Annotated in this window: 13 protein-coding genes and 1 pseudogene; 6 read left to right on the forward strand and 8 right to left on the reverse strand. The window is 51.6% G+C overall.

Annotated features, from left to right (window positions below; genetic code table 11):
* The first annotated feature begins 106 nt into the window (after window positions 1–106).
* A complete protein-coding gene (locus tag HUN05_02810) occupies window positions 107–751 on the forward strand; it encodes an IS6 family transposase (GenBank protein WDP84222.1) in 645 nt (214 codons plus the stop codon).
* Between the two features lie 272 nt (window positions 752–1,023).
* Here the strand turns inward: HUN05_02810 and HUN05_02815 are convergent, their stop codons facing one another.
* The 4 genes from HUN05_02815 to HUN05_02830 form a co-directional block, all read right to left on the reverse strand.
* Entirely contained in the window at window positions 1,024–2,229 is a 1,206-nt protein-coding gene (locus HUN05_02815; GenBank protein ID WDP84223.1) for a 4Fe-4S binding protein, read from the reverse strand.
* A 109-nt stretch (window positions 2,230–2,338) separates the two neighbouring features.
* The gene (locus tag HUN05_02820; protein WDP84224.1) at window positions 2,339–3,631 is read right to left on the reverse strand and encodes an ammonium transporter; all 1,293 of its coding nucleotides are present in this window, start codon (window positions 3,629–3,631) and stop codon (window positions 2,339–2,341) included.
* Between the two features lie 531 nt (window positions 3,632–4,162).
* A complete protein-coding gene (locus tag HUN05_02825) occupies window positions 4,163–5,803 on the reverse strand; it encodes a DNA polymerase III subunit alpha (GenBank protein ID WDP84225.1) in 1,641 nt (546 codons plus the stop codon).
* A complete protein-coding gene (locus HUN05_02830) occupies window positions 5,695–6,081 on the reverse strand; it encodes a hypothetical protein (protein WDP84226.1) in 387 nt (128 codons plus the stop codon). The genes HUN05_02825 and HUN05_02830 overlap by 109 nt, the downstream gene beginning before the upstream one ends.
* 56 nt (window positions 6,082–6,137) lie before the next feature.
* Between HUN05_02830 and HUN05_02835 the strand changes: the two are divergent.
* A pseudogene (locus HUN05_02835) lies at window positions 6,138–7,349 on the forward strand (IS256 family transposase).
* A 56-nt stretch (window positions 7,350–7,405) separates the two neighbouring features.
* On the opposite strand, the gene HUN05_02840 reads toward HUN05_02835, so the two are convergent.
* Genes HUN05_02840 through lexA form a run of 4 tightly spaced genes read right to left on the reverse strand, consistent with a single transcriptional unit; the run spans window position 7,406 to window position 10,977 of the window.
* Window positions 7,406–8,326, reverse strand: coding sequence for a PHP domain-containing protein (locus HUN05_02840; GenBank protein WDP84227.1), 921 nt, complete (start codon window positions 8,324–8,326; stop codon window positions 7,406–7,408).
* Window positions 8,323–9,543, reverse strand: a complete 1,221-nt coding sequence (locus HUN05_02845) for a hypothetical protein (GenBank protein WDP84228.1) — start codon at window positions 9,541–9,543, stop codon at window positions 8,323–8,325. Before HUN05_02845 ends, HUN05_02840 begins: the two co-directional genes overlap by 4 nt.
* The gene (locus HUN05_02850) at window positions 9,540–10,313 is read right to left on the reverse strand and encodes a DUF72 domain-containing protein (GenBank protein ID WDP87894.1); all 774 of its coding nucleotides are present in this window, start codon (window positions 10,311–10,313) and stop codon (window positions 9,540–9,542) included. The genes HUN05_02845 and HUN05_02850 overlap by 4 nt, the downstream gene beginning before the upstream one ends.
* A 25-nt stretch (window positions 10,314–10,338) precedes the next feature.
* On the reverse strand, window positions 10,339–10,977 hold the full coding sequence (gene lexA / locus HUN05_02855; GenBank protein WDP84229.1) for a transcriptional repressor LexA: 639 nt from the start codon (window positions 10,975–10,977) through the stop codon (window positions 10,339–10,341).
* 297 nt (window positions 10,978–11,274) lie between these two features.
* Here lexA and HUN05_02860 point away from each other — a divergent pair, with 297 nt between their 5' ends.
* The 4 genes from HUN05_02860 to livM all read left to right on the forward strand — a co-directional run bounded on the left by HUN05_02860 (window position 11,275) and on the right by livM (window position 15,412).
* On the forward strand, window positions 11,275–12,042 hold the full coding sequence (locus HUN05_02860) for an ABC transporter ATP-binding protein (GenBank protein WDP84230.1): 768 nt from the start codon (window positions 11,275–11,277) through the stop codon (window positions 12,040–12,042).
* Between the two features lie 17 nt (window positions 12,043–12,059).
* On the forward strand, window positions 12,060–13,196 hold the full coding sequence (locus HUN05_02865; protein WDP84231.1) for a branched-chain amino acid ABC transporter substrate-binding protein: 1,137 nt from the start codon (window positions 12,060–12,062) through the stop codon (window positions 13,194–13,196).
* A 94-nt stretch (window positions 13,197–13,290) separates the two neighbouring features.
* Entirely contained in the window at window positions 13,291–14,202 is a 912-nt protein-coding gene (locus tag HUN05_02870; GenBank protein ID WDP84232.1) for a branched-chain amino acid ABC transporter permease, read from the forward strand.
* A complete protein-coding gene (livM, locus tag HUN05_02875) occupies window positions 14,186–15,412 on the forward strand; it encodes a high-affinity branched-chain amino acid ABC transporter permease LivM (protein ID WDP84233.1) in 1,227 nt (408 codons plus the stop codon). Before HUN05_02870 ends, livM begins: the two co-directional genes overlap by 17 nt.
* Window positions 15,413–15,417 lie beyond the last annotated feature (5 nt).

The following is a 15,417-nucleotide window of genomic DNA, read 5'->3' on the forward strand; positions in this document are numbered from 1 at the left end:
AAAATTAGAACATGATCATGTTCACACCATCATTTCAAGCATAAAAATCCTTACTGTGTTATTGCCTTCCCAGTGATGTTTCTCAGTCCAGGTACGCGATTTTCTGATGAACCTGAGATATCAACTGAGTTACAGGAATCTGGAAGAGATGATGCAAGAACGGGGCTTGTCTGTGGATCAAAGTACCATTTACCGATGGGTTCAGTGCTATGCTCCTGAAATGGAAAAGCGAAGCAGGAAGTATCTGCGGCAATCAAATGATTCTTACCGTATTGATGAAACATATATCAAGGTGCGGGGGAAAATGAAGTATCTTTACCGAGTGGTCGATTCCCGTGGAAATACCATCGATTTTCTTCTTCGCAGCAGACGTAATATGGAATCTGCCAAACGATTTTTTAAAAAGATGCTGCGAGCTTCCAATAGCTCCAGACCTCGGGTTCTGAGTGTTGACGGAAATCCTGCATATCCTCCGGCAGTAAAGGCTTTGAAAGAAAAAAAGCTTCTGAATAAGGACTGTATCCTAAGACAGAATAAATATCTGAACAATATTATTGAGCAAGATCACCGGTTTATCAAAAAGCTTGTCAGAGCTGGTATGGGGTTCAAGACATTTCATTCTGCCTGGCGGACGCTAAAAGGCTATGAAATTATGAACATGATCAGAAAAGGACAAGTTAAAAATATCAGGAAGGGAGAAATTTTAAAGCAGAAAGAATTCGTCGAAAATCTGTTTTCTTATGCTGCGTAAATTTTACGCCTGAACGATCTCTTTGTCCTGGAAATATTTTTTGTAACAGAACCAGAGATTCTCTCAAACCGTATATCCCCCAGCTGGAATACCATGAATTTGACAAGTGTGGTCATTCGCCTTTTAGGGAGAAATATGCAAAAGATGATTTTTTTCGGATAATCTCTGCCTGGTTAAAAGAAAATTCAGATTCGTTTTGGGCATAATCCGGTGCTGCACCTGGATACAAGTCTTTCCAATCCGCCCTTGCGGTGTTTCCGGGGCATGCTGGGCTAATCTGTTTTTTTAAGCAGGCGGATATCCCCTGTCATGAGTATGGCCCGGGCCAATTTCCCTATGACTTTTATCCGGGCCCAAGGGGTTTTGTCTTTCAGGAAAATGGTGTTCAAGGCCTTTCGGTCTGCCGGGGGCCTGGACTTTGAAGGCCGGGGTGCCAGGGAGAGGGCATTGGCAGGGCAGGCTGTCACACAATGGCCGCAGCCAATGCAGCGGTTGGGATTCAGGATAGGTTCAGATCGTTTTTTTTCTTGACCCTTTGACAAGACAATGGTCAGTGCACCGGTCTGGCAGTGGTCTGCACATTTGCCGCAGCCCACACAGATATCCTTGTCCAGGATCACTTTAAAATTGGATGCCCAGAAGTCCAGGGGCAGGGGCAGTTCTTTTTGAAGACTCAGCATGGAACAGCAGCATCCGCAGCAGGCGCATAAAAATTCGATCTTTTGGGTGTTGGACGGCTGGAGCACCAGCCCCTCTTCCTGGTTTAATTGAACAATTTCCATGGCCTCCTGCCTTGGGATTTTTCGGCCGATTTCCATTTTGATCAGGGTCTGGGCAATATCGCCCATGGCAAGGCAGGTCTCTGTCCGGTCTGTCTGGGTGCAGGGCTCATTGAGCATGGCCTTTTTTTTGCGGCAGATACAGGGCAGGATCACAAAGGGCGGCCGGGCCGTTTCTAACAATCTTTGGATGTCGTCAAAATCAGCCATGGGCAGGTGTGGGGTGATCGTCTGGTTGATGGGAATGGTCCGCATCTGTGGCAGTGTTGTTGACAGAAATGAGATGCCATAGCCTTTTTCCGAGGTATAGGCTTTGAAATCCCGGATAAATTCAGGGGTGAGCCGGTGGGCCTGGAGTTCGTACATTCCCACCACCAGAGGGGTGTTGCCATAGCAGCCCTGGCCGTTCTTAAGGTAATATTCAATCCCGCCCTTTTTGACCATGGTGGTTAAACAGGTTTCAAGGGCCTCTCGGGTATTGACCAGATGCCTGGCCCGGGAAAAAAGAGTCTCTAAAGACAGGGGCTCATGGCTGAGGCAGGCTGCGATCCTAGCCTCTTGGGAGGTGAAAATATGCTTGAGCAGCTTGATGTCACTCCCTTTGGGGCTGGGGGGGAATCCAACGGGCTGGGCGTTGAGATGCTGCTGAAGCCTTTTGTAAGGCAGATCTTTTTTGGGGTCTCCAGATAGATTCTTCATTTCTTTGTGATAGGGAAATTCGTCAGTATCGTCAATTATAAAAAAATTTAACGTTTAAATCATGATCATGGCCGGCCCGGGTCGGATCATACTCCCGGGCCGGAATTTTTTACTCGATTTCAAATGCCCGTTCTCCGTGGAGGGCGTTGTCCAAACCGATCTGTTCATGGTCAGGATCCACCCTCAACCCCTTGGTCAGAATTTTGGTGATAAAGATCACAACCAGGGTGGCTAAAATGGAAAAGGCAATGGTCCCCAGAATGGAGAGCAGCTGGACACCGATCTGCCCGGGATTTCCGTAAAACAGGCCGCAGGCCCCCTGGGTGATCGAGGGAGAGGCAAACAGCCCGGTGGCCAGGGCTCCCCATATGCCGCAGAGCCCGTGGATGCCAAAGGCGTCCAGGGCATCATCATACCCAAGTTTCTGCTTGAGCACCGTGACCCCGAAATATCCTATTATGCCTGAAACACTGCCAATGGCAAAGCCCCCGGCCAGGGTGACAAATCCGGCTGCCGGGGTGATGCCCACAAGCCCTGCAATGGCGCCGGAGGCAAGGCCTAGAAGGGTGGGTTTGCCGGCAATTTTCCATTCTGCAAACAGCCAGGCAAGGCCGCCCATGGCAGCAGCCGTATTGGTGACCATAAAGGCCGAGGCTGCCACACCGTCGGCAGCCAGCTTACTGCCGGCATTAAACCCGAACCATCCGAACCAGAGAAGTCCGGCCCCCAATGCGGTAAAGGTGATAGACGAGGGAATCATGGCCTCTTTGCCGTATCCTCTGCGTTTTCCTAAGACCAGGGCCAGGACCAGGCCCGAGACCCCTGCGTTGATATGGACCACGTTGCCCCCGGCAAAATCAAGGGCGCCGATTTTGTGCATCCATCCTCCGCCCCAGGCCCAGTTGCACACCGGGGTATAGACAAAGGTGACCCAAAGGATGGTAAAGACAATCCAGGCGGAAAATTTCATCCGGTCCACCACAGAGCCCAGAATAATGGCCACGGAAATACAGGCAAAGGTCATCTGGAACATAACAAAGAGCAGGGTGGGAATGGTGCCGGATACCGAATGGATATCGATGCCCGCAAGAAATAAATGGTCCAGGCTGCCCATAAAAAGGGAGCTGCTTTTTCCAAATGCCAGGGAATAGCCCCATGCAACCCAGACCACCGAGGCCAGGCAATAGGCTGTCAGGGTCATGGCAATGGTGTTGAGCAGGTTTTTGTACCGGGAAAGTCCGCCGTAAAACAGGGCCAGTCCTGCCGGGGTCATCATCATGACCAGGGCCGTGGACATGGTCACCCACGCCGTATCCCCTGTGTCTATGGTACCCTCCCCGGCCAGGGCCGGGACAGTGGTCAGTATGAAAATTCCAAAAACGGTTAACGCATGTTTCAGCATGGTGTTTCACCCTTAATTTTGATTAACGTTATGGTCGTGTTTCTTTAATCGCAAATCCTATACCAAACCGGGCCGGTTTTCGGGAGATTGTTGCTAACCTCCTGAAATAATATGGATACCTCTTTTTTTATCTTTGTGTTCTGTTTGGGGTGCCAGTTCAAATCTTTATTTTTATTCAAAAATGTAATTTTGTGGAAAAGATTATCGGCCAAAAATGTAACAACTTCAGAGAGTTTCTGAATTATTGTTTTGATCGGACGGTTTGCGTGGGGCGGGAGGGGATTTTAGGCGTGTACTGGCCGGCGAGCGGAAAACGGACAATTTTGTTGCTTCTATCCCGCATATTTCACAAAGCGTTTTTGCCTTAGCTGCAAGGCACAGACCGAGAAGCCGTAGTCCTTTACTGTGAGCGGACAGTAACCCAGCAGATGAGGTAAAACGCTTTGTCCGGAGGGTGAGGTTTTGTATAATGGAAAACGACTTAAAAAACGACACAACCGATTGTAATAATATAACTTTTTGGCAAAATGCTTAAAATTTCATGAAATATTCGGGATAGGAAATCCTTTGGGTGGCCGTTACGGTGAGGGTAGCAGCGCCCCACTCGGATTCGACCGTACCTGACAGTATATAGGGTTTACCATAATCCAGGATATGGCAGAACCGGGCATAGGGTCTGGGGAAAAACACGGTTTCCACGATACCGGTGTCATCTTCAAAGGTGAGAAATTTCATGGGGTCTTCCTGTTTGGTCCTCACGGTTTTGCCGGTGATCAGCCATCCGGCAATGCGGACCTGCTGTCCTTGGTGGGCGGGAATATCAACGGCTTTTACAAGGTCCTGGCCCTGGAGCCTTTTGGCAAATAAGGTCAGGGGGTGGCCGGAACAGAGAAACCCCAGGGTTGAAAATTCTTTGCGCAGCCGGTCCATGGGCAAGTCCGGCGGCAGGTCCGGGATATCCGGCCGTGGGGGGGAGAACAGAGACCGGGGGGCTGTGGCGGCCTGCCAGGCGTAAAAGGCCCAGAGCAGAGCGGCCCGGCTGTTCTGATCCGTGAGCCTGTCCAGGCAGCCGCTGTTGATCAGGGCCTGGGCATGACCCTTCTGGGGGCGGACCCGGGAAAAAAAATCAAGACCATGGGAAAAGGGTCGTTTTTTCCGCTCTTTGATGATTTTTTCCATGCAGTTTTGGGCCAATCCCTTGATGGCCATGAACCCTGCTCTCAGGGTGTTTTTCTTTCCCTGCCAGCGAATCCGGCTTTTGTGGATATCCGGCCCAAGGATTTTAACCCCCATTCGCCGTGCTTCGGACACATAGGCAAAGCAGGAGTAAAATCCGCCCTGGTTGGAGATGACTGCGGCCATGAACTGGGCCGGATAATGGGTTTTTAAATAGGCGGCCTGGAAGGATACCCGGGCATAGGAAGCCGAGTGGGCTTTGCAAAAGGAGTAGCCTGAAAAGGAGAGGATCATCTTCCAGATTCGTTTGATCTCTTCCGGGCTGACCTCTTTGGCTGCCGCCCCTTTTGAAAACGCCGTATAATAGGCGGACAACGCCCGGTGTTTTTCTTTTTTGGACATGATTTTGCGCAGTCCGTCTGCCTGGGCATGGGTGAATCCGGCCAGACAGACCGCGGCCCTGGCAACATCTTCCTGAAAAACCATGATGCCGAAGGTGTCGTCTAAAAGGCCTTTGGCCAGCGGGTGGATGGGCGTCCATTTTCCCGTGTGGAGACGTTCAAGGTATGCCTGGATAAAGGCGTTGGCTGCCGGTCTGATGATCGACGAATGGATGACCAGACTGGCAAAGTCCCCTGTTTTGGCTTTTTTCTGGAGCAGGCGCATGGCAGGGCTTTCAATGTAAAAACAGCCCATGGTCAGCCCCTGGGCCACAAGATTCTGGGTGGCAGGGTCGTCTTCAGGGTCCATAGTCTGGAAATCATCAAATTTTTTCCGGGTCTGTTCAATGCTTGAGATGCAGTCCCGGATTACCCCGAGACTCCGGTTTCCCAGGAGATCTATTTTGACAAGACCTGCCTTTTCCGTGCCCTCTTTTTCCCATTGGATCACGGGAACGCCCTTGGGGGCGGTTTCAACCGGGACATAGGTGTTAATGGGCTTTGGCGTGATGACAATGCCGCCGGGGTGGACAGATAAATACCTGGGGCAGCCCACCAGCGCCCGGGCCTTTGCCAGGATTTTCGACCAGGGATCTGGAAAGTCCATGTCTTTGAATTCCGGCAGGGCTCGGATTTGGTCTGCAAGGCTTTTTTCTGCCGTTTCCAGGCGCCGGATCCACGGCCGCAGGTTCTTGAGGCCTGGCTCACAATCTGCTCAACCACGAGAAAATAGGCGGAAAAATTTTTTTCAAAAATAATGGCAAGCTCGTGGTCTATTCGCCGGGTTACCTTGGGTGGCAGGGGAAGACCATACCGTTTTTTAAGGGCGTTCAAAATTCTGTGTCAGTTGAATGAAAGCTGATATACTCAGCTAAATAAGGAGAACTGACATGACCGAAGAAAACACCGAATTTGATTTTCAAAAAGCCCTTAAAGGCATCCAGGAAGGTAAACCCTTCACAGGTAAGGGCGGCGTCCTTACATCATTAATCAAAAATCTTGCTGAAGCTGCTCTTGAAGGAGAGTTGGAGTCCCATCTCGGGCAGGAAGTTTCTGCCAACCGCCGTAATGGAAAAAGCAAAAAGACCATTAAATCCCTGGATGGTAAATTTGAGCTAAAAACCCCGCGTGACAGGGCCGGAACCTTCTCTCCACAGATCGTCAAAAAACATCAGACAACGCTCAGCGATGAAATTGAAAGAAAGATAATAGCCCTTTACGGCCTGGGCATGAGTTATAATGATATGGCTTCCCATTTACAGGAAATCTATGGACTTGAGATTTCAAATGCCACTCTGAGCACCATTACCGATAAAATCATCCATACCGTCAAAGAATGGCAGGCCAGGCCGTTGGAAAATGTGTACCCAATCGTATGGCTTGATGCCATACATTATAAAGTACGAGAAAACGGAAAGGTCGGCAGCAAAGCCGTTTACACAATTCTTGGGGTGAATATCGAGGGCCGCAAAGAGATTCTTGGGCTGTACATATCCGAGAATGAGGGTGCGAACTTCTGGCTGCAGGTGTTAACAGACCTTTCAAACCGAGGGGTAAAAAATATCCTGATTGCCTGTGTTGATGGTCTAAAAGGTTTACCCGAGGCCATTGAGACCATATTCCCGGACACAGAAGTTCAACTCTGCGTAGTCCACCAGATCCGAAATTCATTGAAACACGTTGGTTCCAAAAATAAAAAAGAATTTATGGCAAATCTAAAACGTGTTTATAAAGCGGTCAATAAGGATCTGGTCGAAGAATAACTGGATATCTTGGAAAATAAATGGAATGACAAATACCCGATTGTGATAAAATCCTGGCGGAACAACTGGGAACGCCTCAGTCATTTCTTTAAATATTCAGAAGAGATTCGACGGATAATATACACCACAAATACCATTGAGGCTGTGCATCGACAGTTTCGAAAACTGACCAAAACAAAGGGATCATTCCCGAACCAGGACAGCCTGTTAAAGCTGCTTTACATGGGGATCCAGAACGCCAGTAAAAAATGGACAATGCCGATTCAAAATTGGTCACTGACAATTTCCCAGTTGGCAATTTTCTTTGAAGGCCGGCTGGATAAAGAGCTGGGAATTTGATAGGGATTTATTTACAGATGGAAAAGATGGTTCCAGGAATTTCACTCCAGCAAAAGTCAACTCCTCCGACGTGGCTGATTGAAGGCCCATTCTCGGACCTGACTTTTACTTCCGCTGGCGCTGAGGCAGATCCGGGAACCGAAACCGTGACACAGAATTCTGAACATTCCTCGTTTTTCGGCGCCTTCCATGGTTTTTTTTCTCAGCAGGTCATGGGCGGTTCTGCCCGGTCCCGGCTCAAATGGCGGCATGATAATGCCGAAGTCAGGCCCTTGAAAATTCAGGCGCTCTCCAAGCGCATAGGTGGCTTTGACCGCCTGGGGCAGGATGGAAAATTTTTGTTGATAATATTCAGGGCTGTTGAGAAAGGCGTTCTCCGGAGCAAGGTCTCCATGGCCTAAGCGGGAGAGGCATTGGTTCGTATCAATGGCCCTGACAAGGGCATGGGTGCCATGGTCCCGGGAATGGAGAAAAAAACTGCCCGGAGTGGCCACCATGGGAAGGGATCTTTTCCGGGCGGTCCGGCACAGGTCATGGCGGCAGGAAAGCGGAGCCCTGGGCAGGGCCGCACCCAAGTCCAGACAAGGGTCCTGGTCATGCCAGTCTGCCAGCAGCTCAGAAGACCGGGTGAGGATGACCATGCCCCGGCCCAGGGGGGGGATGGCCTGTTTCAGGGAAAAGTGTTTGTCTTGATGGCGGCGGGTGAGCAAGGTGCAAAGGTGGTGGTAGCCTTGATCGTTTTTTACCAGGCAGATGGCCCGGTGCGGGGATGAGGGATCGGTGATTTCAGCCCCGACAATGGGCTTGAGCCCATGGGTTCTGCAGGCGCTAAGAAAGTCCCAGAGCCCGTAAAGGTTGTCGGTGTCGGTAAGCGCCAGAGCCGAATATCCCAGCTGCCTGGCCCGGGCGCACAGCCTTTCCACGGATGCGGTTCCCCACATCAGGGAATAATGGGAACGGCAGGTCAGAGGAATCATGGGGCCGGCCTGGAAATTTTGGGCTTTAGCCTATTGGTTGTTCCGGGATTGCATAGGGCTGCCCCGGCCTGGATGGCGGTTTGCCCGAACCGGGACCTGATTTTGTCCATGGCCAGGTCCACCCGGTCTGCCCGGGCTGGATGATCCCATGGGCCAGGTCCTGGAATGCCCACGTTTTGGAAACGGCCCTGCCCGGGTGCGGTATGGCAGGAAAGGGATAAATGGCGGATGTAGACCCGTCGTTTCCATGCGGAACAAAACAGGGTCCAGGCCTGTTTGAACATGGGGATGTCATTGGTGGTGGCCTGGGGCATGGCTTTTTGGCAACAGATTCCGTCGGCGTAAGAGATGGACAACACCAGTTTTTGGAGCCGCAACCCATGATGGCGGGCCTGGCGGCCTAAGGCGGCCACCATGGGAAAGAGTCCTGCTTTGAGTTCATCTGCCTCGTTGGTCTCTGTGGCAAACTCATGGTCAACCGTAATCGCGCCGGCCCGGGACCGGATCACAGGCTCAGGGTCCACCCCGTGGAGAAGCTGGTGGATACGCCCTGCCCGCTGGTCAAAGGGAATGCTCAATTGTGCCCGGGTCAGGGGCTGGGCCTGGGCCACCCGGGTCAGGTTGAACTGGGTGATCGTTTGAATCTCTTGTTTGGAGAGTCCGGGCAGAAGTTCAATGGGCAGGGCGGCCAGGAAGGTCTCTTCTTCTCCGGGTCCCACAATAAATTCTCCAACAGGTTTGACCATCCGGGTGGCGGCCTTGGCCACAAGCTTGTTGGTGGCCAGAGACCAGATCGGGTCCAGGCCGAATTCTTTTAATATGGCTTTTTTCAGGCGGAAGGCCACATCCGGCGGCGGACCGTAAAGCCTTCCCGTGCCTGTGATATCCAGGAAAAAATGGCCGTCCCCGGCACCGGATTCAACAATGGGGGTATAGGCCAGGGCCTGTTTGAATATTATTCTCATCACCTGGGCATACCGGTTGAACCGGGGGGGCAGAATTCTAATGCCCGGATCCCGGTGTTTGACCGAGGACAGGTTCATGCCCTTTCGCACCCCGGTTTGAAAGGCCTGTTCGTTCATGTCAAATACCCGGGCCCTTGGCCCGCCTGCCGGGGCAATGACCACTGGTGCCTTTTTCAACCCGGGGCTCAGGCAGGTCTCCACCCGGGCGGCAAAGTCAGCAATGTTGAGGTGGATGATGGACCGGGGCGTCATGGCAGGGTTTTGATGATCTGTTCCAGGCGAAGACAGTTTTTCGGGGCCTGGCCCCGGACATGGTTGTTGAAAAACAGGGCTCCGGTTTCAGCCTCGGGCATGATTTCCTGGCAGGTCATTGTTCCAATTTCCCTGAGTTCGGGTTCGCAATAGTCGTAGTCAAACTGTTTTTGCATATTGCCGGACCGCCAGCCCTGGCGGTTTCGCCCGTGAAGCCTGAGATAAAAAAGTTTGGGGTTGGTGACCAGGGAAAGCCTGGGAAATAGATGGGGCAGACGAGGACCGTCCACCGTGACCAGGGTGATCTGTCTTTGTTCAAGCCCGTAAAAGACCTTGTCGTTGACCCAGGAGGGGTGGCGGAATTCCACGGCCAGGGGGAGTCCTGCAAGTTCGTCTGCAAGGGCGGCAAGATAAAATAGCCTTTTTTGAGTCCGCTGAAAATAGGGGGGGGACTGGATCAGAATACTTAAAAGTGACTGGTTTGCCTTTAGGGGGGCAACGCCCTGGCGGAAGCTGGCCGCCTCCTGGGTCCAGGTTTTCGGGTTGACTTCGTGGGTCAGGGTCAGTTTGACACTGAATTTGAATCCAGGGGGGACCTTGGCTGCCATCCGTTCCATGGCGCAGGCCTTGGGCATTTGATACCAGGTGTAGTTGAGTTCGCAGGCCTTGAATATCCGGGTATAGGCCGGCAGCATATTTGCGGCATGGGTGCCTGCAGGGTAAATGCCGGCATCCACCCATTCTCCGTAGGAATATCCGCTGGTGCCCATGAAAAGCGGACTTTTAGGAGGGGAGTCAGTCACGGGGCGCTTCCTGGTCCATGGCCGGTCGGATAATGCCCACAACCTTTCCCTGGATGAGGACTTGGTCAAATCCATAGGTCTGGGGGGTAAATTCCGGGTTTTCCGGGCGCAGCTCAATGCGGTCGGAATGGAGAAAAAAACGTTTGACCGTGGCATCCTCGCCATGGATCAGGGCCACGACAATTTCGTTGTTATGGGCATATTGCCTGGGCCGGCAAACGGCAATGTCCTGGTCCAGAATACCGGCATTTTTCATGGACTGACCCTGGATCCGAAGTCCGAAAAGGTCGTCTCCGGGATAGAGCTCAGGATCAACCACGAGGCTGCCCTCCCATTCCTGGCTGGCGTACATGGGCAGGCCGGCCGTCATCCGTCCGATGATGGGGATGGTTTTGGCCCGGCCCTTTGCCTCTTTTCTGGGGCCCAGAATATGAACGGTTCGGCTGTACCGGCCCTGCCTGCGGATATACCCTTTGTCTTCAAGGGTTTTTAGGGTTTGGGCCACGGCGGCATGGCTGACCTTGAGGGTGGCGGCAATGGTTCTCAGGCTTGGGGCTGAGCCGGTGAGATCCATCTCTTTTTCCAAAGAATCCAGCACTTTTTTTTGTTTTTCTGTGAGCGGTGGTTTCATTTTTTGCTCCCTATTGTTTTTTTGAGCGTGTCAGAATACGCTCAAAATGTCAAGGGTCTTGTAACGGTAAAGTAAAGGCTATGTAAAGATCAATGGGCGGATGTAAAAATTATATGGTTAAACCATTTAATTTCAGGAACGCCCCTGCCCGTCTCTGTTTTATGGTGTTTCACAATGTAGAACGGGGTTTTTAATTGTTGACAACCCAAACTTTATGGGCTACAGAAAGCTACAAATAGGCTATAGAAGCGCTTTTTAAGTGATTTTCAGGTAAATCTAAATGGATCGAATATCGCAATGGCTGAATTAGAACTAAAAAATATCAGTGTACGGTTTGGTGGCCTCCTTGCTCTGTCCAATTTGAGTTTCACCATTGGCAACGGCCGTGTCGTCGGACTTATCGGACCCAACGGCGCGGGGAAAACCACTGTTTTCAACGTTCTTACCGGGGTGTACCAGGCATCGGAAGGGGATGTGATTTTTGACGGCAAAAGCATTCTGGGCAAACGGCCCTATGTGATTTTTGAAAAAGGCATTGCCAGAACCTTCCAGAATATTCGCCTTTTTTCTGCCATGACGGCCATTGAAAACGCCATGGTGGCAAGACATTGCCGGGCCGGAAAAGGGATATTCGGTTCTATTTTAAGGACCCCTTCCCAAAAGCGGGAAGAGGCGTGGATAAAGGAAAAGGCCATGGAGGCCCTGACGTTTATGGGGGTCGGCGACTATGCTGATGACGTGGCCTCAAGTCTGCCCTATGGGCTGCAGCGGCGCCTGGAGATTGCCAGGGCCATTGCCTCGGAACCCAAGGTGCTTCTGCTGGACGAGCCTGCCGCCGGTATGAACCCCAGCGAATCCTCGGAGTTGATGCATGACATTGCCCGCATCAAAGACCTCGGCATTGACGTGCTCTTGGTAGAGCATGACATGAAGGTGGTCATGGGTGTGTGTGATCATATTGTTTGTGTTGATCATGGTGTGAAAATAGCGGAAGGAAATTCAACTGAAATCCAGAATAATCCCAAAGTGATCGAGGCATACTTAGGTCAACCTGCCAACCAATAATTTTTAGGAGGAAGACGATGAAAAAAAGAGTTGTTTCAATTTTGGTAATGGGCCTCATCCTGGTTCCGTTTCTCTGCGGCGGTGTGTTTGCGAAAACTTTGAGAATCGGCTCCATGAGTCCTTTGACCGGCCGCTATGCCTCTGACGGCACAGACATCAAAAACGGCGTGCTCACAGCCATTGCCGTATTTGAAGAAGCCGGCGGCATTCCCGGGTTTGACAAAATTGAACTTTTTGCCCAGGATACGGCCTGTGATCCCCGTCAGGCAGTCGCTTCAGCCAACAAACTCATCAACCTGGAAGTTGCCGGCGTTGTGGGTGCCTATTGTTCATCTTCCACCATTCCTGCTTCCGATGTTCTGGCAGAGGAAGATATCATCATGATCACCCCTGCTTCCACCAACGAAAAAGTAACCGACCGCGGTCTTCCTTACATGTTCCGCATGTGCGGCCGTGACGATGACCAGGCCCCTGCCGCAGCCAAGTTCATCAAAGAATCCCTGGAAGCAAAAACCATGTTTATCGTTGATGATAAGACCACCTATTCCCAGGGACTTGCGGACTCTGTTGCCAAATCTGCTGAATCCATGGGCATAAAAATACTGGCCCATGAGCATGTAAACCAGGGGGATAAAGATTTTTCTGCGATTCTGACCATGGCCAAAAAGGCCAATGCCGATGTGTTTTACATGTCTCTTCAGGGGTTTTCTCCTGCAGCCATGATGATGCTCCAGGCCAAACGTCTGGGCATGAAATCCCAGATCGTCACCCAGGATGCCGTGTTCCAGCCCAAGTTCATGGAAGTGGCTAAAGATGCGGCTGAAGGCGTATGTTTGACCTATGGGTTCACCGATCCTTCCACGCCTGAGTACAAGGCTTTTGAAGAACGCTATGTACCCAAGTACGGCAAAATCGCAGCCTATGCCACCTATGCCTATGATGCAGCCACCTCTCTTCTCAAGTCCATCAAGGCGGCCGGCACCACAGATCCTGCCAAAGTGAAGGCAGAACTCATGAAACTGGATTTCCAGGGTGTTGCCAAGCATGTGAAATTTGCCGCCAACGGCGATTCCGGTTCTTCCTATATTGCCTTCAAGGTTGTGGACGGAAAGTTTGTCCCCTATTGGGAACCTGTAAACGGCCTGATCAAGTAAACCCTAAGTTTTACCCTTGGATGCAGCCGGCCCGGACGTTCATCTGTCCGGCTGCATCTTTTCACCAAGAGACACAGGTTAAGAAATATAAAGAATGGAATATTTTATTCAGCAGTTGATTAACGGTTTGACCCTTGGGGGCATGTATGCCTTGATTGCGCTGGGCTATACCATGGTTTACGGTGTGATCCAGCTTATCAATTTTGCCCATGGCGAATTCTTTGCCGCAGGTGGATATGTGGGGGCCATTGCCCTGGGATATTTTTCAGGCCTCGGGTACATGGAAACCCACCCGATACTCTGTCTCACCGGCGCGTTTGTACTGGCCATGGGATATTGCGCCTACCTTGCCATCGGGGTTGAAAAAGTGGCCTATAAGCCTTTGAGAAAAAATTCCCGGCTGGCTGCCCTGCTTTCTGCTTTGGGCATGTCCATCTTTTTATCCAACGGAATGATGCTCACCCGGGGGGTTTATGATGCAGTCTATCCGTCAGAGCTTTTCCAGGGCGGGTTTGATTTTGGGATGATCACCATCTCTTATCTCCAGATCACCATTGTTTCCCTGACCGCAGCCCTTCTCATCGGCCTGAACATTTTGGTGTTCAAGACCAAGGTTGGTATGGCCATGCGGGCCACAGCCCAGGACAAGACCATGTCGGCCCTTGTGGCCATTGGATCCAACCGGATTATTTCCCTGACCTTTGCCATTGGTGCAGGTCTTGCTGCGGCTGCTGGCATCATGTACGGCCTTTATTACGGGTCGGTCAAGTATGACATGGGATTTGTGCCCGGGATCAAGGCGTTTGCCGCTGCCGTTCTCGGCGGGATCGGGAATATTACCGGCGCCATGATCGGCGGTTTGATTATCGGTATGGTGGAAATCTTTGGTGCCGGCTATCTTTCCGGCGAGTACAAGGATGTGTTTGCATTCATCATTCTGATCGGGGTCCTTTATTTTAAACCTACTGGAATTATGGGCGAGAATATCGATGATACAAGAGTTTAAACGAGTCTGGAAACCGTATGCCATGGGCATGCTCTGGCTGCTGGGCCTGCTCTGGCCCATGCTGGGCATTCACCCGGACGGCACCCTGACCTTTCAGACCACCTTTCGGGTATGGAGTTATCTCCTGGCAGGATCCTCTGTCTGCCTGGTGATTTATATTATCAAGGCCAGCGGATCCATGACCTTTGTCTCCCGTCCTTTGTCCAGGGCTGCCCAGGGTGTGAAAGCCTCTGCCACGGCGCTGCCCACCTGGGTCTGGCTGGTGGTTCTTCTGGGGTTTTGTCTGGTCTATCCCCAGTTTGCCGGGCGGTACGGCACGGATGTGGCCATCAATGTGCTGCTCTATATCTGTCTGGGCTTAGGGCTTAACGTGGTTGTGGGCCTGGCCGGGATGCTGGATCTGGGATATATCGCCTTTTACGGGGTCGGAGCATACACCTATGCCATTCTCAATACGGTCTACGGCCTTGCCTTCTGGATATGCCTTCCCTTTGCCGGTGTCTTTGCCTGTATTGCCGGCTGCATTGTGGGGTATCCCACCCTGCGCATGAGAGGCGATTACCTGGCCATTGTCACCCTGGGGTTTGGGGAAATCATCCGTATCATCCTCAACAACTGGATGGATTTGACCAACGGCCCCAACGGGATTCTGGGCATTGACCGCATTGGATTTTTCAAATTTGTCTTTGACAACGGGATCTCCTTTGAAACCATCTGGGTGAAAAAACTCCAACTCTTCTATTATTTTGCCCTGGGCCTTGCCATTGTCGTGGCCATTGCCGTAAACCGGCTCAATTTTTCCAGGGTGGGCCGGGCATGGGAATCCATCCGGGAGGATGAAACCGCAGCCGAGCTTATGGGGGTGAACACCTTTATCTACAAATTACTGGCCTATGCCACGGGTGCTTTTTTTGCCGGCCTTGCAGGGGCCTTTTTTGCCGCCCGGATGAAGTTTGTCTCTCCGGAGAGTTTTACCTTTCTGGAATCGGCCATGGTGCTGTGCATGGTGGTCCTGGGGGGCATGGGGTCCATCCCGGGCATTATTCTCGGGGTGATTGCCCTGATTGCCCTGCCTGAAATCTTCCGTGAATTTGAGTCCTACCGAATGCTGGTATTTGGATCTACAATGATCATCATGATGCTGTTCCGGCCGGCAGGCCTGCTTCCGGCAAAGCGTGTGGGCCAGCGGTCCGAAGAAAAGGAGGGCTGATAAGG

Source organism: Desulfobacter sp. (assembly GCA_028768545.1).
Taxonomy (GTDB): Bacteria; Desulfobacterota; Desulfobacteria; order Desulfobacterales; family Desulfobacteraceae; genus Desulfobacter.

Excerpts from the sequence above, each read along its gene's own strand:
- HUN05_02810 (WDP84222.1), top strand. The coding sequence starts at position 107 with ATGAACCTGAGATATCAACTGAGTTACAGGAATCTGGAAGAGATGATG.
- HUN05_02815 (WDP84223.1), bottom strand. The coding sequence starts at position 2,229 with ATGAAGAATCTATCTGGAGACCCCAAAAAAGATCTGCCTTACAAAAGG.
- HUN05_02820 (WDP84224.1), bottom strand. The coding sequence starts at position 3,631 with ATGCTGAAACATGCGTTAACCGTTTTTGGAATTTTCATACTGACCACT.
- HUN05_02840 (WDP84227.1), bottom strand. The coding sequence starts at position 8,326 with ATGATTCCTCTGACCTGCCGTTCCCATTATTCCCTGATGTGGGGAACC.
- HUN05_02845 (WDP84228.1), bottom strand. The coding sequence starts at position 9,543 with ATGACGCCCCGGTCCATCATCCACCTCAACATTGCTGACTTTGCCGCC.
- HUN05_02850 (WDP87894.1), bottom strand. The coding sequence starts at position 10,313 with ATGGGCACCAGCGGATATTCCTACGGAGAATGGGTGGATGCCGGCATT.
- lexA (WDP84229.1), bottom strand. The coding sequence starts at position 10,977 with ATGAAACCACCGCTCACAGAAAAACAAAAAAAAGTGCTGGATTCTTTG.
- HUN05_02860 (WDP84230.1), top strand. The coding sequence starts at position 11,275 with ATGGCTGAATTAGAACTAAAAAATATCAGTGTACGGTTTGGTGGCCTC.
- HUN05_02865 (WDP84231.1), top strand. The coding sequence starts at position 12,060 with ATGAAAAAAAGAGTTGTTTCAATTTTGGTAATGGGCCTCATCCTGGTT.
- HUN05_02870 (WDP84232.1), top strand. The coding sequence starts at position 13,291 with ATGGAATATTTTATTCAGCAGTTGATTAACGGTTTGACCCTTGGGGGC.
- livM (WDP84233.1), top strand. The coding sequence starts at position 14,186 with ATGATACAAGAGTTTAAACGAGTCTGGAAACCGTATGCCATGGGCATG.